This window comes from Kitasatospora purpeofusca, from assembly GCF_042691725.1.
GTDB classification, from domain to species: domain Bacteria; phylum Actinomycetota; class Actinomycetes; order Streptomycetales; family Streptomycetaceae; genus Kitasatospora; species Kitasatospora purpeofusca_B.
This window is the reverse complement of record NZ_CP170483.1, coordinates 5,921,253-5,941,758: the sequence shown is the minus strand read 5'-3', so window position 1 is coordinate 5,941,758 and position 20,506 is coordinate 5,921,253. Positions and strand designations below refer to the sequence as shown.

The following is a 20,506-nucleotide window of genomic DNA, read 5'->3' as shown; positions in this document are numbered from 1 at the left end:
CCCGGGGGAGGCGGACCGCACAGGCAGGGGCCGGTCGGGAGCAGCGCGCTCCCGACCGGCCCCTGGCCGTCCCCCTCCGGCCCGACGATCCCCCGACCGGGCTCAGCCCCCGAAGCCGTAGCCGTGGTGGAACCCGATCCGGTCGCAGGCGTACTCCTCGCCCACGAGGCGGTCGGCCGCCGGGCGCTCGGCGAGGATGTCCCGGGCCCGCGCCCCGGCCAGGCTGGCGGCGTACCAGGGGGTGGGCCCGGCCTGCTCCAGCTCGGCGGCGACGACGTTCAGCGCGCAGGTCCGGTAGTCGCCCGGCAGCCGGTCCAGGGCCGGGACGGCGTCCGCCGAGAGGTCGCGGACGTTGCGCAGGTCGATCTGCCCGGTCCGCTCGAAGCGGGCCACGTTCTGTTCCGCGACCAGCGCGTCCGGGCCGATCAGCCCGTACCCGGCGGCGGCCAGCGCCGCGCTGAGCACCACCGCCCGCGGCAGCCAGTCGGCCGACGGGGTCAGGCCCGCCGCGATCAGCAGCAGGAAGACCACGCCCAGCCACAACTCGACGGCCAGCACCCAGAGCCGCAGCGTGGTCAGCCCGGACGCGTCCACGTAGAACCACATCCGCCCGAGCGCCGAGGCCACCACCACCAGGGTGAGCAGGCAGAGCGCCCCCAGCAGCAGCCGCGCGAGCCGGCGGTCGGCCTCCGTCGCGCGCGGCGCCCAGCGCTTGGCGACCGCCACGACCACCAGGGTCAGCACGGTGACCACCAGCAGCTGCCAGAAGCCCTGCCGGGCGTACTCGGAGCGGCTCATCCCGGTGCGCTGCAGCACCGACTCCCCGCCGCCGAGCACCACCATCGCCTGGACCACCGCGAAGGCGCCGAACATCAGGTTCAGCGCGGCCAGCGGCAGCGCCCACTCCAGCCGGCCCCTGGCACGGCCCGGCAGGACCGGCGTGCGGTCCCAGCGGCGCGGGCCGGCCGCGATGTGGGCGAAGCCCAGCGCGGTCGCCAGGCCGAGCACGAACAGGGCCGCACGGGCGGGGAGTTCGCCGAGGTCGAGGCTGGGCACCAGGCTCCCGAGGACGTCGGCCATGGCCGCGTCGGCGCTGGCGAACAGGGCGCCGAACACGGCCAGCAGCACGGCCGCCACCAGGCCCCCCTTGAGCACCGGCACCACCCGGTCGCGGCCCGCCGCACCGCGGCCGCGCACGGCCCTGCGGGCCCACCCCAGGGCCGGCACGAGCTGCCAGAGCAGGCCCGGCAGGGCGAGCAGGACGCCGCTCCAGCGCCGCCCGCCGTGCAGCGCGAGCGAGGCCAGGCCGACGGCCCAGACCGTGCTCAGCAGCACCGGCCAGCCGGCCTCGTACAGCGCCGGGACGGCGAGCAGGGCGAGCGCGAGCACGCTCCACACGACGGTCCAGACGCGGAGCCGGCGGCCGACCGTGCGGGCGGCGATGCCCGCGCCGACGGCGGTGAGCGCGGCGCAGAGCAGCAGGTTGACGCCGAGTCCGTCCGTCAGGAGCCAGGACGCGAGCACGCCGGTCAGCACCGCCGCCAGCACCGTCCGGCCGGTGGCCGGGGCCTTGCGGTCCGGGTCGCCGGGCCCCAACCACGCGAACGGCTGCGGCACGGGCACCCCGGGCGCCCGGTACGGCCCGGCGGCGGCACCGGCACCGGGCGCGGCACCGGGGCCGACCCCGGCGGCGCCGCCGGGCGGCGCTCCGTCCGCCGCGGGCGTGCTGAATCCGGACATGGCTTCCCCCTCGATGGTCGGGTGGACGTGCGGAAGCCACCCTCCGGGCGGTCCGCCGACGGACACGCGGAACCACACCGGTGAAGGCGCCGGGCACCGCGGCCGTAGCCGACTGTAGACCATTCTGAACAAGTTCAAAAATACCGGGACCCGGCTCTGTCGCACCCCTGTGACAGAGCCGGGTCCGGCGTCCCGCCGCTCCCCTGAGCGCCGGTCAGCCCCGCTCCGCGGTCAGTACGTCCCGTACAGCGAGTACTGGAACGAGTCCTTCACCGAGGGCCCGAAGTCCGCCGGCCACGTCCCGAACGGCACCACGGTGTTGCTGTACGCGCCCTGCCCGGTGGCGCCCGTCGAGTAGTTCATGTTGTTGACCGTGGAGCTCGCCCCGTTGCTGTTGTAGACGAACCAGTACGAGGTGCCGGCGCTCAGCGTGAGGTCCACCGGCAGCGAGTTCCACGCGTTGGCGGTCAGCGTGCCGGTCCCCGTACGGGCGACCAGCGCCCCCGGGGAGCCGCCCTCGTCGGTGTAGACGGCCAGCTGGTACTGGTTGCCGGGCGCCGCTCCGACCGGACCGACGTGCACGCTCAGCGAGGTGAGCGCCACCGGCTCGGCGCCGGTCGTCACCCGGCTGCCGTTCAGGTGGTTGGAGTCGGTGTCGTCGATCAGCGAGCCCACCGCCGGGTTCCCGATCGTCCGCGGCTCCGCTCCCCCGGTGGTGAACGAGAAGCTGTACGGCCCGGCCAACGCGTTCCCCGCGAGGTCCCGGACGCCCTGGACGGTCGCGGTGTACCCGGTGGTCAGCGCCAGCGGGGCGCCCGGGGTGAACACCACGCCGGCCGCCGCCGCGTCGTAGCCGACCGTCCCGGCGACGGCCGCGCCGCCCGCCGCGGGCCGCAGGGTGACGGACCCGCCGGTCACGCTCGCCGGGTCCAGCGGCTCGCCGAAGGAGAACCGCACCGCCGTGCCCGGCGCCACACCGCTCGCACCGGCCGCCGGGGTGGTGCCGAGCACCGTCGGCGCGGTGTCGTCGTGGCCGTAGTCGGCCGTGTACGAGCCCACCGCGCCGTCGAAGAACGCGTACGCCACGCCCTTGACCGTCTCGACCCGGTACGGCACCTGGCGGCCCCCGGAGGTGATGCCGGTGAGCGTGCCGGCGGCCGCGTTGAACGGCAGCATGGCGCGCAGCCCGGTGGCCCCGCCGGTGATGTCGAAGGTCAGCGAGCCCCCGCCCGACGCGCTCGGGTGCCATGCCAGCCTGGTGAACGCCGAGCCGTTGCGCCCGTCCAGCCAGGTGAGCATCTGCCGGCCGGACACCACCGGCACGCCCCGCGCCCTGGCGGCGGCGACGACCGCGTCCGAGGCGGCGGAGGCGGCGAAGTCGGTGTGGAGGTTGGCGGTCAGCGCCGCGTAGTAGCCCTGGGCGCCGTACGCGGCGTCGAGCAGGGTGGTGACGGTGCCCGGGTACGACTGGCCGGACTCGTCGGTGAGCTGGGTGGTCGCCTGGTACTCGTCGATCACGCTGCCGTCGGTGTCGGCGAAGCGCATGATCTGGGCCGTGCCGTTGAAGTAGCCGGGCCGGTCCTGGGTGAAGTTCGACGGGTAGAAGTAGTAGTCGGTGTCCAGCCGGATCCCGTTGGCCAGCTTGGTCTTCGCCTGGGTGGCCCAGTCGTCCCACTCCACGCAGTGCGTCCGGCTGCTCGACGGGTTCGGCAGGTTCGGGTACTTGGCCCGCCAGGCGGCCAACTGGTCGCGGTAGTAGCCCTGCAGGGCCGAGCTGCTGCCCCAGGGCCGGCAGTTGGTGGTGACGTGCACCCCGATCTCGAAGCCCTGGTCGCTGTACGCCTTGGCCTGGGCCGGGGTGAGCGGGTCGTCCGTGTAGATGTACGAGGAGGCGCGGACGCACTCCCAGTCGGCGACGGAGCAGCCGGGCGGGCTCTGCGCGAGGTAGCCGTCCCAGCGGCCGGCCGTGCCGCCGACGCCGTGGTCGTCCCCGGTCATCACCACGACGGCCTTGACGTCGCGCGGGAAGTACCAGAACCGGGGCAGTGGTTTGTCGCCGGACGCGAGCTGGGTGAGCAGGTTGGCGAGCAGCCGCTGCTGCTCGTCGGCGATCGGGATCAGCGCCTTGTCCAGGTCGTTCCAGTCCGGCTGGCCGCCCGTGCCGAAGAACATCTCGCTGGCCTCGTAGCCGTCGACGCCGTCGCGCTGCTGGCCGGCCCAGGCGGGGTTGCCCTGGCGGGTCAGCACCACCGACTTGGCCAGGTCGTAGCTGAACGCGGCGGCCCGGCCGCCGCCGGCCGCGCGCAGGGTGACCGCCGGGTTGGCGGTGGCGCCGGCCGCGTCGGCGTACAGGGTGGCGACGGCGGTGGCCCCGTTCAGCGTGTAGAGGTCGGCGGCGCCGTGGTAGCCCATGGTGTCGCCGGTGATCCCGGCACCGGGCGCGGCGCCGGTGTTCACCTTGAGGTAGGCGTCGGCGCGGGTGCCGGCCGTCGGGGTGAGCCCGAACAGCGGCGCGAGCTGCTTGTCGGGGCGCATCGCCACCAGCTGCCCGCCACCGTTGGTCCAGCTGGTGAACAGGTTGGCCTGGGCCGCGGTGAGCGGCGTCTCGCCGAGCAGCACCACGTCGGCGGAGGCCAGCACGGCGCTGGTGACGGCGGAGATGTCCACCTGGCGGTAGGCGTTCAGGCCCTCCGCCTTGAGGATCTCCGCCAGGTAGCGGGTGTAGGGGTTGGCCTGGCTGGTGACCAGCAGGACCGGCCCCTCAGCGCCCGGCCCGGCGCCCGGGGCCGGGGGCGGCGGGGCCACCTCGGCGGTGTACGCGGCGTAGATCGAGAAGCTGGTGGCGCCGGTGGTGACCGGGCCCGCGGTGGACGGCCAACTGCCGAACGGCTGCCCGCCGTTGCCGTAGGCGCTGGTGCCGCCGGGGCGGTAGCGCAGGTTGTTGACGGACGGGCCGGAGCCGTTGGTGTTGTAGGCCAGCCAGTAGGGGGTGTTGGCGGCCAGGGTGGCCGCCACCGGGACGCTGTTCCAGCCCGGCCCGGTGAGGGTCGCGGTGGCGCTGCTCGCCAGCAGGGCCCCCGGGCTGCCGCCGTTGTCCTGGTAGATCGCCGTCTGGAAGGAGTTGTCGGGCGCGGCATCCACGCTGTCCACGTACACCGAGATGCTGCTGACCGTGCCGCCGGACGAACCGGTCACATAGCGCGAGGCGTTGAGGTAGTGGGAGTCCGCGGTGTCGACGGCGGCGCCGACCTCGGTCGTGCCCAGCGTGGCGGTGGCGGCCGCCGCCGGGGCCGCGCCCGGCCCGGCGGCCAGCGCCGCCGCCGTGGCGAGCGCCGCCAGCAGGCCCACGGTCCGTCGCCACCACGCGCCGCCCCCGCCCGCGCCCGTCCCCGCCCGTGCGCGTATGCCGGTACCCGCGTCCGCCATGACCGCCCCCCTGTGTCACCTCGGCCAACTCCCCTTAACGGTGTACCGGTTGCCCGTCGGCCGTGTCCACGAAATCGCCACATTCGCCATCGGACGGCGTGAACCCTGACGTCCCCTTGGGCAAGGCCTCGCCGGGCCTTGGGCGGATCGGGGTCACCCCTTGACCGACCCGGCCAGCAGGCCGCGCACGAAGTACCGCTGGAGCGCGAAGAACACCCCCAGCGGGATCACGATCGACAGGAACGCCCCCGCCGTGAGCAGTTCCCACCGCCCGCCGAAGGAGCCGGACAGCTGCGCCAGCCGGACCGTCATCGGTGCCACCTCCGGCGTGCCGCCGGCGAAGGTGAGCGCCACCAGCAGGTCGTTCCAGACCCAGAGGAACTGGAAGATCGCGAACGAGGCCAGCGCGGGGGTGCAGAGCGGCAGCACGATGGAGCGGAAGATCTTGAAGTGCGAGGCGCCGTCCACCACCGCCGCCTCCATCAGGTCGCGCGGCAGCTGGGCGATGAAGTTGTGCAGCAGGAAGATCGCCAGCGGCAGCGCGAACATGGTGTGCGCCAGCCAGACCGGCGCGTAGGTGCCCTTGAGGTCCAGCGCCGGCAGGACGGTCAGCGGACCCAGGTGGGCCCCGCCGGAGAACAGCTGGAGCAGCGGGAGCAGCGCCATCTGCAGCGGCACCACCTGGAGCGCGAACACCACGAAGAACAGCGTGTCGCTGCCCTTGAACCGCACCCAGGCCAGCGCGTACGCGGCCATCGCCGCCAGCACCAGCGGGAAGAGGGTGGCCGGCACGCTGATCGCCAGCGAGTTGACCAGGAAGGGCATCAGCCCCGTGGAGACGCCGGAGCCGCCCTCGAACAGCACCGTGTGGTAGTTGTCCAGGCCGAGGTCCGGATGGAGCAGGGCATTCCACCAGCCGTCGGCGGTGACGTCCTGCTTGGGACGCAGCGAGGTGACCAGCAGCCCGACGGTGGGAACGGTCCACAGCACCGTCACCGCGATCACGAAGACCGAGGCGAGCGGGGAGGAGAAGGCCTTCCGGACGGCGTTGCCGTCGCGCCGTACGCTCATCGGACCGCACGCTCCTTGCGCAGCTGGAGGATGTTGTAGGCGACCAGTGGCAGCACCGCGAGGAAGAGGATCACCGCCAGCGCGCTGCCCCGCCCGGTGTTGAACTGGACGAAGGACTGCGAGTACATCTCGTTGGCCAGCACCTGGGTGCCGAAGTTGCCCCCGGTCATGGTGCGGACGATGTCGAAGGCCTTCAGCGTGGTGATCATCACCGTGGTCAGCACCACCACCACCGTGGTGCGGATCATCGGCACGGTGACGTACCAGAACAGCCGCACGCCCTGGGCGCCGTCCAGCCGGGCCGCCTCGGTGACGTCGTCCGGGATCGCCTTGATGGCCGCCGACAGGACGACCATCGCGAAGCCGGTCTGCACCCACACCATGACGGCCATCAGCAGGAAGGTGTTGAGCGGTTGGGAGAGCATCCAGTTCGGCGGATCGTCCCAGCCGAGGGCGATCGCCACCTGGCTGAGCAGGCCGATCTGCTGCTGCGAGGGATCGCGCGACTCGTAGACGAACTTGAAGATGATCGAGGCGCCGACCAGCGAGATCGCCATCGGCATGAAGATCAGCGACTTGTAGACGGCCTGGCCGCGCATCCGGTCCACCAGCAGGGCCAGCACGAGGCCGAGCCCGGTGGCCGCCAGCGGCGCGACCACCAGCCAGAGCAGGGTGTTGACCAGCACGTCGCGCACCGAGTCGCTGGTGAACGCCCAGCCGAAGTTCTCGCCGCCGACGAACCGGCTGCTGTCGTCGCTGTACAGGCTCAGGTAGACCGTGCGGACCAGCGGCGCGACCAGGCCGACCAGCAGCAGCACCACCGCGGGGCCGAGCAGGACCAGCACGGCCAGCGGGCGGGCGATCCGGCCGGAGGCGCGTCCGGCGACCAGGAAGACCAGCAACAGGATGCCGAGGAAGCCGGCGATCGCTCCGAAGCTGTTGCCGAACTTGACCATCGCGTCGCCCCAGGCGCCGGCGGAGAGGGACATGGCGGGACGTCCTTTCCCAACGGAGGGCGGAACGGGGAGGGAACCGAGAACCGAGCGGGGGAAGCCGAACCGGAGGAGCGGGGCGGAACACGGGACCGGGGGCGCGGCGGGCCGCCATGGAGGGCCGCCGTGGAGGGGCGGGCGGTGCGGGTGGGTGGCCCCGCACCGCCCTTCGGCAGGTGGTTGCGCGCCGCGCGCCGCTACTGCGGCCAGGCGGCGTCGATGTCCGCGGCGGTCTTCTGGACCGACTGCCCCTCGGCGAACCAGGCGGTGAGCGACTTCCACTCCTGCCCGGCACCGACCGCGGCCGGCATCAGGTCCGAACCGTCGAACCGGAACGTCGCCGACGGGTCGGTGAGCGCGTCGGCGGAGAGCCGGTCGATCGGATCGGTGTACAGGCTCTTGTCCACGCCCTGGTTGGCCGAAACCCAGCCGGTCGCGGTCCGCACCCGGCTGCTCGCCCAGTCGGAGCTGGACAGGTAGTTCTGCACCGCCTGCACCTCGGGCCGGCTCGCGAACGCGGCGAGGAACTCCCCGCCGCCCTCCACCGGGCTGGGCACCGACGGGTCCACCGCGGGGAGGCGGAAGGCGGAGATGTCGCCCTCCGGCCCGATCCTGGTGTCCTTCGGCCACTGCGCCTTGTAGAAGGAGGCCTGCTGGAGCATGAAGCACTTGCCGGTGAGGATCGGCGCGCCCGCGTCCTGGAAGGTCGTGGTGGCGATCGACTTCACGTCGCCGTAGCCGCCGTTGACCCAGGCCGGGTTCTGCATCCAGTCGGCGACCGTCTTCATCGCCGCGGTGATCTTCGGGTCGGAGAACTTCACCTGGTGGCTCACCCACTGGTCGTACACCTCACCGCCGTACGACCCGAGGACCACCTCCTCCAGCCAGTCGGTGGCCGGCCAGCCGGTGGCCGTGCCGGAGGCGATGCCGCCGCACCAGGGCTTCCCGCCGCCCGCCTTGGCGATCGTGTCGCTGAGCGCCGTCAGCTCGGCCCAGGTCTTGGGGACGCTGTAGCCGGCCTGTTTGAACGCCTTCGGCGAGTACCAGACCAGGGACTTCATGTTGGCGCTCATCGGCGCGGCGTAGAAGGTGCCGTTGACCGAGCCGTAGGTCTTCCAGACCGGGCTCCACTTGTCCTGGTTGGCCACGGTCTGCGCCGGCGGCTTGACCACCTTGCCGCTCTTGACCATCTGCGCCAGCAGACCGGGCTGCGGGATGATCGCGAAGTCCGGGGCGTTGCCGCCGCCCACCCGCACCGGCAGCTGGGACTCGAAGTCGTTGCTGCCCTCGTAGCTGATCTTGATACCGGTGCACTTGCTGAAGTCCGCCCAGGACTTCTCCAGGTTGTCCGACTCGGGACTGAGGATCGAGGCGAAGACCGTCACGGTCTTGCCCCCGTGCCCGGCGTACGGCTGGTACGTGGCGCAGTCACCGGACAGGGTCTGGCCGCCGCCCGACCCTCCCGAACTGCCGGAGCTGTCCGAGCTGTTGGAGCAGGCAGCGGTCAGGGCCGCGGCGGCCAGCAGGGCCACCGCGGCGAGCGGGCGGCGCCTGCGCCGGGGCGCGGCGGGCAGCGGCGACGGCGCGGTCAGGGGCGGCTCGGTCGGGGACGGCTCGGTCGGGGTGGGAGTCAATGCGGTCCTCCTCGCCGGAGCGCGAACGCTCGGCTGTACGACAGAACGACATTGCGCTGTACCGGAGTTCGACGTTCGACATGGACGCGGCGGCCGGCCGATCTGACGACGGTAACGCAGCGGCCACCTGCCGCCAAGGTCCGAACGCGCCCTTCACTCCCGCGTGCCCCAGTTGTGACCCGGACGCTGTTCGGCCCCACCCGAAGGGAACCGGGCGGGGCCGAACAGCCGCATGGAGAAACGATTCTTTTTCAGAACAGCCGGACCTGACGCTCCTTCAGCGCGTTCACCACCAGCGAGCCGCTCGGCCGCAGCTCCTCGGCCAGCACCGCGAGCGACAGCCCCGGGAACCGCGAGCAGATCACCACGACGATCTTGAGCACGTCGTCGGCGGTGCGGCGCAACGGCGTCCGTCCGCCTTCACCCCGTCACCGCCTCCACCGCACGCCGCACGGCGGCGAAGTCCAGGCCGTGCCCGGCGATCACCCGCGCCCCCAGCCCCTCGCCCTCGCGGAGCAGACCGAGCAGCAGGTGGCCCACCGCGATGCGACCGGACTTCAGCCGCAGCGACTCGCGCAGCGACAGCTCCAGCACCTTCCTCCCCCGCGGGGTGAACGGACCGCGGCCCGCCCGGCCCTCGGACCGGAGCCACCCGCGCCGCCGCGGCTCCTCCTTCGACGGCGCGTCCAGGGCTCCGGCCCCGAACACGGACTCCACCGCCTCGCGCACGGCGTCCAGGTCCACCCCGATCGCGGCCAGCGCCCGCGCGTCGTCGCCCTCCCCCAGCAGCCTCCGGACGGACTGCCGGGCCGTGGCGTGATCGAGCCCCGCCTCGATCAGCACCCGCGCGGCCGGATCCTCCGGCTCGGCCAGGATCGCCAGCAGCAGGTGCTCGGTGCCGACGTGGCCGTGCCGCAGCTCCGCCGACTCCTGCCCGGCCCGGCCGACCACCCGCCGGGCCTCCTCGGTGAATCGCTCGAACATCGCTCAGTCCCCGCCCTTCCCGCTTCCGCCGAGCCCGCGCTTCGCGTACTTCTTGTGCACCGCCTGCCTGGTCACTCCCAGGCAGGCCGCAATGGACTGCCACGACCAGCCCTGCTCCCGCGCGTTCGCGACCTGCAGACCCTCCAGCCGGTCCGCCAGGTCCCGCAGGGCCCGGACGGCCCGGAGCCCCACCGCCGGATCCCGGCCGCCGGCCGCCGCCGCCAGCTCTCCGCTCTCGCTCATGCCGTCAACCTAGGTTGACACCGCCCTGCCGTCAACCCGAGTTGACGAAAAAGCGGAAGGCGGGGCGAGGACGTCGTGTCCTCGCCCCGCCTTCAGCAGTGGCTCACCTCGGCGGGGAGGTGCGGGCCTCGCTCAGCTGCAGCCGCTGGTGGAGCCGCAGCCCTCGCAGAGGTAGCAGCTACCGGCGCGGCGCATCTTGGTGCCGCAGGAGAAGCAGAGCGGCGCGTCGGCGTTCAGACCCAGCTGGATCTCGATCAGCTCGGTCGAGTTGTGGGCCTGGGCCGGGGTCGCCTTCGGGGCCGGGGCGGCCTTCGGGGCCGGGGCCGCAGCGGCGGCCGGCTTGGCGACGGGGGCCACCGGGGCGGACTGGGCCAGCGTCTCGGTGTCCAGCTCCTCGGCCTCCAGCGGCTCGTAGGACCCGGTCTCCAGGTGACGCTGGCGCTCCTCGACGGAGTGGATGCCGAGCGCCGAGCGGGTCTCGAACGGCAGGAAGTCCAGCGCCAGGCGGCGGAAGATGTAGTCGACGATCGACTGCGCCATCCGCACGTCCGGGTCGTCGGTCAGACCGGCCGGCTCGAAGCGCATGTTGGTGAACTTCGCGACGTAGGTCTCCAGCGGCACGCCGTACTGGAGGCCGACCGAGACGGCGATGGAGAAGGCGTCCATCATGCCCGCGAGGGTCGAGCCCTGCTTGGACATCTTCAGGAAGACCTCGCCGAGGCCGTCGTCCGGGTAGGAGTTGGCGGTCATGTAGCCCTCGGCGCCACCGACCGTGAAGGAGGTGGTGATGCCCGGACGGCCCTTGGGCAGGCGCTTGCGGACCGGGCGGTACTCGACGACCGCGGCGGCCGGGGCGGCCGGGGCCTCCTCGACCTTCTCGTCCTTCTTCTTGGCCGAGAGCGGCTGGCCGACCTTCGAGTTCTCGCGGTAGATCGCGAGCGCCTTGACGCCCGTCTTCCACGCCTCGAAGTAGATCTCCTCGACGTCCTCGACGGTCGCGGAGGCCGGCATGTTGACCGTCTTGGAGATGGCGCCGGAGATCCACGGCTGGATCGCGGCCATCATCCGGACGTGGCCCATCGGGGAGATGGAGCGCTCGCCCATGGCGCAGTCGAAGACCTCGTAGTGCTCGGCCTTCAGGCCGGGAGCGTCGACCACGTTGCCGTGCTCGGCGATGTGGGCGACGACCGCCTCGATCTGCTCGTCCTGGTAGCCGAGGCGCTTGAGGGCGCGCGGGACGGTGCCGTTGACGATCTGCATCGAGCCGCCGCCGACCAGCTTCTTGAACTTGACCAGCGCGAGGTCCGGCTCCACGCCGGTGGTGTCGCAGTCCATCATCAGGCCGATGGTGCCGGTCGGGGCGAGCACCGAGGCCTGGGCGTTGCGGAAACCGTTCTGCGCGCCGACCCGGAGCACGTCGTTCCAGGTCTCGGTGGCCGCGGCCCAGACCGGGGCGTCCAGGTCGTGGAAGGAGACGGCGGCCTTCGAGGCGTCCGCGTGCTGCTTCATGACCCGCTGGTGCGGGGCGGCGTTGCGGGCGTAGCCGTCGTACGGGCCGACGACGCCGGCGAGCTCGGCGCCGCGGCGGTAGGCGGTGCCGGTCATCAGCGAGGTGATGGCGCCGGCCAGGGCGCGGCCGCCCTCGCTGTCGTAGGCGTGGCCGGTGGCCATCAGCAGGGCGCCGAGGTTGGCGTAGCCGATGCCCAGCTGGCGGTAGGCGCGGGTGGTCTCGCCGATCTTCTGGGTCGGGAAGTCCGCGAAGCAGATGGAGATGTCCATCGCGGTGATGACCAGCTCGACGACCTTGGCGAAGGTCTGGGCGTCGAAGGAGTCGTCGTCGCGGAGGAACTTCATGAGGTTGAGCGAGGCGAGGTTGCAGCTGGAGTTGTCCAGGTGCATGTACTCGGAGCAGGGGTTGGACGCGTTGATCCGGCCGGACTCCGGGCAGGTGTGCCAGTGGTTGATGACGGAGTCGTACTGGATACCGGGGTCGGCGCAGGCCCAGGCGGCCTCGGCCATCTTGCGGAAGAGCTTCTTCGCGTCGACGGTCTCGATGACCTCGCCGGTCATCCGGGCGCGCAGGCCGAATTCGGTGCCGTTCTCGACGGCGGTCATGAATTCGTCGCTGACCCGGACCGAGTTGTTGGCGTTCTGGTACTGGACGGAGGTGATGTCGTCCCCGCCGAGGTCCATGTCGAAGCCCGCGTCACGCAGGGCGCGGATCTTCTCCTCCTCCTTCACCTTGGTCTCGATGAAGGCCTCGACGTCCGGGTGGTCGACGTCGAGGACGACCATCTTGGCCGCGCGGCGGGTGGCGCCGCCGGACTTGATGGTGCCGGCGGAGGCGTCGGCGCCGCGCATGAAGGAGACCGGGCCGGAGGCGTTGCCGCCGGAGGACAGCAGTTCCTTGCTGGAGCGGATCCGGGAGAGGTTGAGGCCGGCGCCGGAGCCGCCCTTGAAGATCATGCCCTCTTCCTTGTACCAGTCGAGGATCGACTCCATGGAGTCGTCGACGGACAGGATGAAGCAGGCGGAGACCTGCTGGGGCTGCTTGGTGCCGACGTTGAACCAGACCGGCGAGTTGAAGCTGAACACCTGGTGGAGGAGGGCGTGGGTCAGCTCGTGCTCGAACACCTCGGCGTCGTCCGGGGTGGCGAAGTAGCCGTTCTTCTCACCGGCGGCGCGGTAGGTGAGCACCACGCGGTCGATGATCTGCTTGAGGCTCCACTCGCGCTGCGGGGTGCCGACGGCGCCGCGGAAGTACTTGGACGTGACGATGTTGACGGCGTTCACCGACCAGAAGTCGGGGAACTCGACGCCGCGCTGCTCGAAGTTGATCGAACCGTCGCGCCAGTTGGTCATCACGACGTCACGCCGCTCCCAGCGGACCTCGTCGTACGGATGAACGCCAGGAGTGGTGTAGATGCGCCCGATCCGAAGGCCGCCCTTGGGGGCCTTGCCGGCGCCGCCCTTGGCCGCCGACCTGTCGGACTTCGACCCGCGTGCGGAACCGCTCGTGGTGTCTGTCACTTCTGTTCCTCCTCCTGGTTGGGCAAACGCCCGGAGTGCCCCGAAAAATCCGGGCACGACTGGTTCGCTCTTCCGGTGTGCGGGCAGGCGGGAGTCCTCGCCGACCACGCACGGTTTGTCATGGTCTGTGCGCCGTTTTCGGGCACACGTCGGCCCTTGAGAGGGCCGGGGATGCTGCCGACCCCGGAAGGGGCCGGTGAAGGGGCCGGGCCGGTTAGGGCGCGGCTGCGGCGGCGGACACGGGGGTGCCGTCCGCCTCGGGGATCGGCCGCTCGGCGCGGAGTTCCGCGATGGCGGCCTCGAAGTCTTCCAGTCCGTCGTACGCCTGGTAGACGCTGGCGAAGCGCAGGAACGCGACCACGTCGAGCTCCTTGAGCGGGCCGAGTATGGCCAGCCCGACGTCGTGCGTGGTGAGCTCGGCGTTGCCGGTGGCCCGCACGCACTCCTCGACCCGCTGGCCGAGCTGGGCGAGGGCGTCCTCGGTGACCGGGCGGCCCTGACAGGCCTTGCGGACCCCGGAGATGACCTTCTCCCGGGAGAACGGCTCGGTGACGCCGCTGCGCTTGACGACCATCAGGGCGGCCGTCTCCACCGTGGTGAAGCGGCGGCCGCAGTCCGGGCACTGCCGGCGGCGGCGGATGCAGCTGCCGTCCTCGGTGGTCCGGCTGTCGACGACACGGCTGTCGGAGTGCCGGCAGAAGGGGCAGTGCACCTGAGGATCCCTCCCTGGCAGGACGTGCGGACTGGTCGAGTCTATGCGATCCCGGGGCACTGGTAGCAACCCGATCTTGAGGCCTCGACCACAAGTACTGGGCCACGGAGAGGACTGTAGCCACTACATCTAGGTCTGCGGCGGAAGTAGAGGCACGGGCGTGTCGGCGCCGGACTAAGATTCCGGGGAGGCCTTCGGATCGAACATTTAATCGATGTACAACAAAGCCTTGATCGAGTCAGCCGACTCCCGAATAATTCACTCGAACGTGTGTTTGGCGCAACCTTTCGATACGAGGTGCGTTGGGCTGGAAAAAGGAGAGGACAGCCGTCGAGAGGGGCCGCCGTGAACACCGTCGAAAGCAACACCATCCCGGTGCAGGAACACTCCCAGCTCAAGGTGGGGCAGCGCACCACGAATCAGCAGAGTGTGGATGTCAGCATGGACCGTAGCGAAGACCACCGCCCTCCGGGCCCGGGCCTTTCCGGCGTCGGCCGCGTTCCGGACCAGCCCATCGAGCACTCCCCCGTGCTGGACGACGCCCACCCCGCACCGACCCGCTCGGCGCCCGGTCGGCCGCCCGGCATCCGCACCGACGAGGCCGGGCTCACCGAGCGCCAGCGCCGGGTGATCGAGGTCATCCGGGATTCGGTCCAGCGGCGCGGCTACCCGCCGTCCATGCGCGAGATCGGCCAGGCCGTCGGCCTGTCCAGCACCTCCTCGGTGGCCCACCAGCTGATGGCGCTGGAGCGCAAGGGCTTCCTGCGCCGGGACCCGCACCGCCCGCGCGCCTACGAGGTCCGCGGCGTCGAGGTGGCCCGGCCGAACACCGCCGAGACCGCCGGCCGCCCCTCCACCTCGTACGTGCCGCTGGTCGGCCGGATCGCCGCCGGCGGGCCGATCCTGGCCGAGCAGACCGTCGAGGACGTCTTCCCGCTGCCGCGCCAGCTGGTCGGCGAGGGCGAGCTGTTCGCGCTCACCGTGCGCGGCGACTCGATGATCGAGGCGGCCATCTGCGACGGCGACTGGGTGACCGTCCGCCGCCAGCCGGTCGCCGAGAACGGCGACATCGTGGCCGCGATGATCGACGGCGAGGCCACCGTCAAGCGCCTCAAGCGCGAGGACGGCCGGATCTGGCTGATGCCGCACAACCCGGCCTACGAGCCGATCAACGGCGACAACGCGACCATCCTGGGCAAGGTCGTCGCCGTCCTGCGCCGCCTCTGACGCCCGCCGGCACCCGCCCCGGCAGCCCACCGGACCTCCGCCTACAGGAAGGGGCTCCCCGCTCACCGCGCGGAGCCCCTCCGGCCCGGCTCAGCCCCGCTTCACCACCGGTCGCAACGGCGCCGCCGAGGCGTCGATCGCCGCCAGTGAGCGGCGCACCTGGTTGCGGTCCGTGGTGTACCAGAACTCCGGCATCGAGGAGCGGAAGAAGCCGCCGTACCGCTTGGTCTCCACCCGCGGGTCGAGCACCGCCACCACGCCCCGGTCCTCCGCGGCGCGCACCAGCCGGCCCGCGCCCTGTGCCATCAGCAGCGCCGCATGGGTGGCCGCGACGGCCATGAAGCCGTTCCCGCCGCGCTGTTCGACGTCCTTCTGCCGGGCGCTCATCAGCGGGTCGTCCGGACGCGGGAACGGGATCCGGTCCATCACCACCAGCTGGCAGGCCGAACCGGGCACGTCCACGCCCTGCCAGAGCGACAGCGTGCCGAACAGGCAGGTGGTCGCGTCCGAGGCGAACTCGCGGATCAACTCGCCCAGGGTGTCCTCCCCCTGGAGCAGGATCCGGTTGTCCAGCCGCTCCCGCATCGCCTCGGCGGCCGTCCGGGCGCCGCGCATCGAGGAGAACAGGCCGAGCGTCCGCCCGCCGGCCGCGCCGATCAGCTCGGCCAACTCGTCCAGCATGTCCGGCCGTTCGGGGTCCCGCCCGGGATCGGCCAGATGCCTGGCGACGTACAGGATGCCCTGCTTGGGGTACTTGAACGGCGAGCCGACGTCGATCCCGCGCCAGTGCGGCACCGGCTCGTCGCCGAAGCCCGCGCCCGCCGCCTCCGGGTTGTCGCCCGGGGTGCGGACGTCCGGCAGCCGGGCCTCGGACGGCAGGCCGACCGAGGCGGCCACGCCGTTGAAGTCCCCGCCGAGCTTGAGGGTGGCCGAGGTGAGCACCACCGAGCGCTCCTTGTACAGGCCCTCGCGCAGCAGCCCGGAGACGCTCAGCGGGGCGACCCGCAGCGAGGCGGTGCCCAGCCCGTAGCGGTCGCTGCGCTCGATCCAGACCACGTCGTACTCGGAGTCCTGGAGCAGCCGGTCGGCGGTCTCGTGCAGGGCCTCGGCGGAGGCCATCGCCTGCTTGCGGACGGCGTCCTCGTCGCTGAGCCCCTTGTCCCTGGTCTCGCCGAGCGAGGTGATCACCTGCCGGGCGGCGTCCCGGATCGCGGTGACGGCGTACCCGAGGTACTCGGGGAGCTCCTCGACCCGGCCGGGCTGGGCGGTCTCCATCAGGCCGTGGTAGTTCTCGGCGGCGGCCTGCAGCGCGTCCACGGCCTTCTCGTTGGCGAGCCGGGCGGCCCGCTTGACCGCCCGGTTCACGGCGCCGACGGTCAGCTCGGCGGTGGCCGCGCCGGTGACCCGGTTCACCAGCTCATGGGCCTCGTCGATGATCAGCAGCCCGTGCTCGGGCAGCACCGGCGCGCCCTCGATCGCGTCGATCGCGAGCATCGCGTGGTTGGTGACCACCACGTCGGCGAGCTTGGCCCGCTCGCGCGCCTTCTCGGCGAAGCACTCCTGCCCGTACGCGCAGCGGCTGGCGCCCAGGCACTCCTTGGAGGTGACCGAGAGCTGGGCCCAGGCCCTGTCGGAGACGCCCGGGGTCATGTCGTCCCGGTCGCCGGTCTCCGTCTCGTCCGCCCAGTCGCGCAGCCGGAGCACCTCCTGGCCGAGCTTGCCGGCCGGCCCGCCCATCGCCTCGACCGGGTCGAACAGGCCCTCGCCCTCGTCGCTCGGGGTGCCCTCGTTGGCCCGGTGCAGGCACAGGTAGTTGGAGCGGCCCTTGAGCATCGCGTACAGCGGGCGGCGGCGCAGCACCGGATGGAGCGCCTCCACGGTGCGCGGCAAGTCCCGCTCGACGAGCTGGCGTTGGAGCGCCAGGGTGGCGGTGGCGACCACCACGCGGTCGCCGTGGGCGAGTGCCGGCACCAGGTAGGCGAGGGACTTTCCGGTGCCCGTGCCGGCCTGCACCAGCAGGTGCTCGTCGTGGTCGACGGCGTCGGCGACGGCCTCGGCCATCCGGAGCTGGCCGGGGCGCTCGACGCCGCCGACGGCCGCGACCGCGGCGTGCAGCAGCTCGGGGACGCGGGAGCGGGGGACGGCCTCGACCGGGGCGTCCGCGGCACTCCCGGCCGGGTCGGCGTCCTCGGCGGGGAGCTGGGATTCGGAGTCGTTCGTCATGACCCTCCCAGCCTACGGGGCAGGGGTGACAATCCGGTCCCGCCGTCCGGACAGCGGCGCCGTCCCGTCCGCGGCGAGCGGATTGGGCACGGTGCCGTGCCGGGCGGCGTGCGGGCGGTGCGGGCGGTCCCCGTAGCCGTCCAGCAGCAGCCGGTTGCGGTTCAGGCAGAGCCGGTCGATCCGTGGCCGGAACAGGTCGAACAGCGCGAAGCGGTCGGCGAGTTCCGGGAAGCGCGCCTGGTGGCGCAGCACCTCGGCGCGCAGCAGCGCCCAGAACTGCGCCTCCGCCAGCCCGGTCCGTGCCTCCAGCAGTGGCGCCAGGAAGCGGTACACGCCGATGAAGAGCCCGGAGTGCAGGAACTGGCACAGGCCCTGCGGGTCCTCGCGCAGCAGCACCGCGTCCACCTCGGCGGGCAGGCCGCGCAGCTCCGGCAGGTCCCGGTCGCTGAGGTTGACGTCGTCGACGAAGTCCTTGACCGCCAGCCGGACCGGCACGTCCCGCTCGTCGAAGACGACGATGGCGTTCTCGCCGTGCGGGGAGAAGACCAGCCCGTACCGGTAGAGGAAGTGCAGCAGCGGCGGCAGCATCGCGGCGAACAGCCGGGCGGTCCACTCGGCGGGGGCGAGCCCGGAGCGGGCGATCAGCTCGGCGGCGAGCGGCCGCCCGTCGCGGCCGGTCTGCAGCAGGGCGGCCAGGGTGCGGGCGCGCTCGCCGGGTGCCAGGGCGGGGCCGAGCGGCTCGCGCCAGATCGCCCCGAGCAGTTCCTTGTACTGGTACGGGGCCTCCGGCAGCTCGCGGTAGAGCGGGTGGTCGACGGTGACGGAGGCGATCTCGCCGAGCAGCACCACCCGGCACTCGTCGCGCAGGAACGGGTCGGCGTCGCGCAGCCCGTGGATCCAGGCGGTGACGGCGGGCGCGGCCAGGGTGCGCTCGGTGGGCAGGCCGCGCCAGACCAGGGTGTTGAGGATGGCGAGCGGCAGCTTGACGGTGCAGCGCTCCGGGCGGCTCTCGTTGAAGAACGAGCGGATCGACTGCTGGGGCAGCCGGAGGTCGCCGTCGGTGCCGAGCGGCACGATCTCGCCGGAGGCGATCCACGGGGCGAACAGCGGCAGCACCGTCTCGTCCCACTGCCAGGGGTGCACCGGCAGCAGCAGGTAGTCGGCGGCGGCGGCGCCGAGCGGGGCACGCAGCGCGTCCGGGTCGTCGAGCTCGCGGCGGTACAGCTGCGCGGGGTCGGCGAGGCGGGCCACGCCCCGGTACTCGGCGAGCCGGCGGTGGACGGCGATCCAGGGCAGCGCGCGCGGGGTGCGGGCCTCGGGCGCCCAGCGGGCGGCGTCGGCGGCGGAGAAGCCGATCCGGCCCTTGTTGGGGACGATCCACGGGTGGCCGCCCTGCCGGCCCTCCAGCTCGGTGTGGCCGAGGTCGGCCAGCTCGGCGGCGGTGAGCCCGGTGGCGAGCAGGTGGGCGTCGGCGGTCAGCGTGGCGGTGAGTTCGCGCAGCAGGTGGCCGGTGGTGTCGCCGCGCAGGCCGAGGGTGTGCCGGGCGTGGGCGAGGAAGCGCAGCGGGTCGGCCCCCCCGGGCGCGTCGCAGCCGACCGAGCCGGGGTCGACGAGCCAGCTGTCGTAGGCGCCGCGCCGGGCGGTGAAGCGGTACTCGGCCCCGGGCAGCTTGAGCACGTACGCACCGGGGGCGCCGGTCTCGACGGGGGTGACGAGCTCCTCGTAGGCGAACTCGCCGAGCATCTTGGCCAGCAGCGCGCGGCCGGCCCGCTGCCAGTGCCCGGCGGTGAGCTGCGGCGGCAGGTACAGCGGCGGTTCAGCGGCCGGCGGTTGCGGCACGGGTCGGCTCCTGGGGTCGGGGACGGGCGGGTGCGGGTGCGGGGACGGGGGCGGGCGGCGGCGGCGCGAAGCCGGTCCAGGCGGTGCGCTCCGGCAGCCGGTGGACGGTCCGCCCGGTGACGGCGTTGAGGATCACCGCGGCCCGGTGGGCACCGAGGCCGAGGTCGGGGGCGCCCACCCCGTGGGTGTGCAGCTCGCCGTTCTGCACGTACAGCCCGCCGGTGACCTCCGGCAGGGTGGCCACCCGGTGGTCGAGGTCGACCCGGTAGCGGCCGGCGGCGTCCCAGTCGACGAGGTGGGCGAGCGGTTCCAGGGCGGCCGGGCGGGCGGCGCGGTAGCCGGTGGCGAGCACGACGGCGTCGGTGCGCAGCACGTGCTCGGTCGCGGAGTCGGTGTGCCGGCAGTCGAGTTCGAACCCGCCGCAGGGGCCGGAGCGGGCGTCGGTGACGGCGGTGCCGGGGGTGATCTCGACCGGTGCGTCGCCGACCGGCCGGCCGACGGTGCGGGCGTAGAGGTGGTCGTGGATCTCGGCGAGGGTCTCGGCGGAGGCGGCCTTGTGCAGCTGCCACTGGGCCTCGACCAGGCGGTCGCGCACGCCCCCGGGCAGGCCGTGGAAGTACCGGGTGTAGTCGGGGGTGAAGTGCTCCAGGCCGAGCTTGGAGTACTCCATCGGCGCGAGCGCCCGGGTGCGGGTGAGCCAGCGCAGCCGGACGCCGTCGCCGTCGTGGCGGCGCAGCAGGTCGAGGAAGATCTCGGCGCCGGACTGCCCGCTGCCGACGACGGTGATGTCCCGGGCCCCGGCCAGGCCGTCGCGCCGGTCGAGGTAGTCGGCCGAGTGGAAGACCCGCGGGTGGCCGTCGAGGGCGGCGAAGGCCGCGGGCCGCACGGGCAGGGTGCCGACGCCGAGGACGACGTTGCGCGCCTCGACGGTGCGCACCCGCCCGGTGGCGCTCGCCCGCAGTTCGGCGCGGTACCGGTCGCCGGCCCAGTGCAGGGCGGTGACCTCGGTGCCGAAGCGGCAGTTGGCGAGCCGCTCGGCGGCCCAGCGGCAGTAGTGGTCGTACTCGCGGCGGGTGAGCTGGAAGCGTTCGGTGAAGTAGAACGGGAACAGCCGGTCCTGCTCGCGCAGGTGGTTGAGGAAGGACCACGGGTTGGTCGGGTCGACCAGGGAGACCAGGTCGGCGAGGAACGGCACCTGCATCCGGGCGCCGTCGACGAGCATCCCGGGGTGCCAGCGGAACTCGGGGCGCCGGTCGCAGAAGAGGGTGCGCAGGCCGGGGACGGGCTCGGCGAGCGCGGCGAGCGAGAGGTTGAACGGGCCGATGCCGACGCCGAGCAGGTCGTACGGCCCGGGCGGGGGTGCTGAGGTGTCCATGGGGCGGGTG

Annotated in this window: 14 protein-coding genes; 1 reads left to right on the top strand and 13 read right to left on the bottom strand. The window is 72.7% G+C overall.

Annotated features, from left to right (window positions below):
• Positions 1–102: 102 nt before the first annotated feature.
• From ACFCLZ_RS25595 to nrdR, 10 genes are all read right to left on the bottom strand, one after another.
• Positions 103–1,740: a DUF4153 domain-containing protein gene (locus ACFCLZ_RS25595; RefSeq protein ID WP_380279615.1), complete on the bottom strand. Its 1,638-nt coding sequence runs from the start codon at positions 1,738–1,740 to the stop codon at positions 103–105.
• A gap of 231 nt (positions 1,741–1,971) precedes the next feature.
• A complete protein-coding gene (locus ACFCLZ_RS25590; RefSeq protein WP_380279613.1) occupies positions 1,972–5,166 on the bottom strand; it encodes an Ig-like domain-containing protein in 3,195 nt (1,064 codons plus the stop codon).
• 153 nt (positions 5,167–5,319) lie between these two features.
• A complete protein-coding gene (locus tag ACFCLZ_RS25585; RefSeq protein WP_380279611.1) occupies positions 5,320–6,237 on the bottom strand; it encodes a carbohydrate ABC transporter permease in 918 nt (305 codons plus the stop codon).
• Positions 6,234–7,226, bottom strand: coding sequence for a carbohydrate ABC transporter permease (locus ACFCLZ_RS25580; protein WP_380279609.1), 993 nt, complete (start codon positions 7,224–7,226; stop codon positions 6,234–6,236). The genes ACFCLZ_RS25585 and ACFCLZ_RS25580 overlap by 4 nt, the downstream gene beginning before the upstream one ends.
• A gap of 200 nt (positions 7,227–7,426) precedes the next feature.
• On the bottom strand, positions 7,427–8,863 hold the full coding sequence (locus tag ACFCLZ_RS25575; RefSeq protein WP_380279607.1) for an ABC transporter substrate-binding protein: 1,437 nt from the start codon (positions 8,861–8,863) through the stop codon (positions 7,427–7,429).
• 251 nt (positions 8,864–9,114) lie between these two features.
• Entirely contained in the window at positions 9,115–9,267 is a 153-nt protein-coding gene (locus ACFCLZ_RS25570; protein WP_380279605.1) for a hypothetical protein, read from the bottom strand.
• A gap of 16 nt (positions 9,268–9,283) precedes the next feature.
• Complete coding sequence (locus tag ACFCLZ_RS25565) at positions 9,284–9,847, bottom strand: Clp protease N-terminal domain-containing protein (RefSeq protein ID WP_380279603.1); 564 nt, start codon at positions 9,845–9,847, stop codon at positions 9,284–9,286.
• Positions 9,848–9,850: 3 nt separating this feature from the next.
• The gene (locus ACFCLZ_RS25560) at positions 9,851–10,090 is read right to left on the bottom strand and encodes an RNA polymerase subunit sigma-70 (RefSeq protein WP_380279602.1); all 240 of its coding nucleotides are present in this window, start codon (positions 10,088–10,090) and stop codon (positions 9,851–9,853) included.
• Positions 10,091–10,222: 132 nt separating this feature from the next.
• Positions 10,223–13,120, bottom strand: coding sequence for a vitamin B12-dependent ribonucleotide reductase (locus tag ACFCLZ_RS25555; protein ID WP_380279600.1), 2,898 nt, complete (start codon positions 13,118–13,120; stop codon positions 10,223–10,225).
• Positions 13,121–13,334: 214 nt separating this feature from the next.
• Positions 13,335–13,832: a transcriptional regulator NrdR gene (nrdR, locus tag ACFCLZ_RS25550; protein ID WP_380279598.1), complete on the bottom strand. Its 498-nt coding sequence runs from the start codon at positions 13,830–13,832 to the stop codon at positions 13,335–13,337.
• A gap of 441 nt (positions 13,833–14,273) precedes the next feature.
• Here nrdR and lexA point away from each other — a divergent pair, with 441 nt between their 5' ends.
• Entirely contained in the window at positions 14,274–15,059 is a 786-nt protein-coding gene (gene lexA, locus ACFCLZ_RS25545; RefSeq protein WP_380279596.1) for a transcriptional repressor LexA, read from the top strand.
• 90 nt (positions 15,060–15,149) lie between these two features.
• Here the strand turns inward: lexA and ACFCLZ_RS25540 are convergent, their stop codons facing one another.
• The 3 genes from ACFCLZ_RS25540 to ACFCLZ_RS25530 are packed head-to-tail and all read right to left on the bottom strand — an operon-like array spanning position 15,150 to position 20,496.
• A complete protein-coding gene (locus tag ACFCLZ_RS25540; protein WP_380279594.1) occupies positions 15,150–17,282 on the bottom strand; it encodes an ATP-dependent DNA helicase in 2,133 nt (710 codons plus the stop codon).
• 12 nt (positions 17,283–17,294) lie between these two features.
• Positions 17,295–19,121, bottom strand: coding sequence for an IucA/IucC family protein (locus ACFCLZ_RS25535; protein WP_380279592.1), 1,827 nt, complete (start codon positions 19,119–19,121; stop codon positions 17,295–17,297).
• Positions 19,099–20,496, bottom strand: a complete 1,398-nt coding sequence (locus tag ACFCLZ_RS25530) for a lysine N(6)-hydroxylase/L-ornithine N(5)-oxygenase family protein (protein WP_380279590.1) — start codon at positions 20,494–20,496, stop codon at positions 19,099–19,101. Before ACFCLZ_RS25530 ends, ACFCLZ_RS25535 begins: the two co-directional genes overlap by 23 nt.
• Positions 20,497–20,506: the final 10 nt, after the last annotated feature.

Coding starts and splice junctions, on each gene's coding strand:
- ACFCLZ_RS25560 (WP_380279602.1), bottom strand. CDS start 10,090: ATGAGCGAGAGCGGAGAGCTGGCGGCGGCGGCCGGCGGCCGGGATCCG.
- ACFCLZ_RS25540 (WP_380279594.1), bottom strand. CDS start 17,282: ATGACGAACGACTCCGAATCCCAGCTCCCCGCCGAGGACGCCGACCCG.
- ACFCLZ_RS25590 (WP_380279613.1), bottom strand. CDS start 5,166: ATGGCGGACGCGGGTACCGGCATACGCGCACGGGCGGGGACGGGCGCG.
- ACFCLZ_RS25585 (WP_380279611.1), bottom strand. CDS start 6,237: ATGAGCGTACGGCGCGACGGCAACGCCGTCCGGAAGGCCTTCTCCTCC.
- ACFCLZ_RS25565 (WP_380279603.1), bottom strand. CDS start 9,847: ATGTTCGAGCGATTCACCGAGGAGGCCCGGCGGGTGGTCGGCCGGGCC.
- ACFCLZ_RS25595 (WP_380279615.1), bottom strand. CDS start 1,740: ATGTCCGGATTCAGCACGCCCGCGGCGGACGGAGCGCCGCCCGGCGGC.
- ACFCLZ_RS25580 (WP_380279609.1), bottom strand. CDS start 7,226: ATGTCCCTCTCCGCCGGCGCCTGGGGCGACGCGATGGTCAAGTTCGGC.
- ACFCLZ_RS25530 (WP_380279590.1), bottom strand. CDS start 20,496: ATGGACACCTCAGCACCCCCGCCCGGGCCGTACGACCTGCTCGGCGTC.
- lexA (WP_380279596.1), top strand. CDS start 14,274: ATGGACCGTAGCGAAGACCACCGCCCTCCGGGCCCGGGCCTTTCCGGC.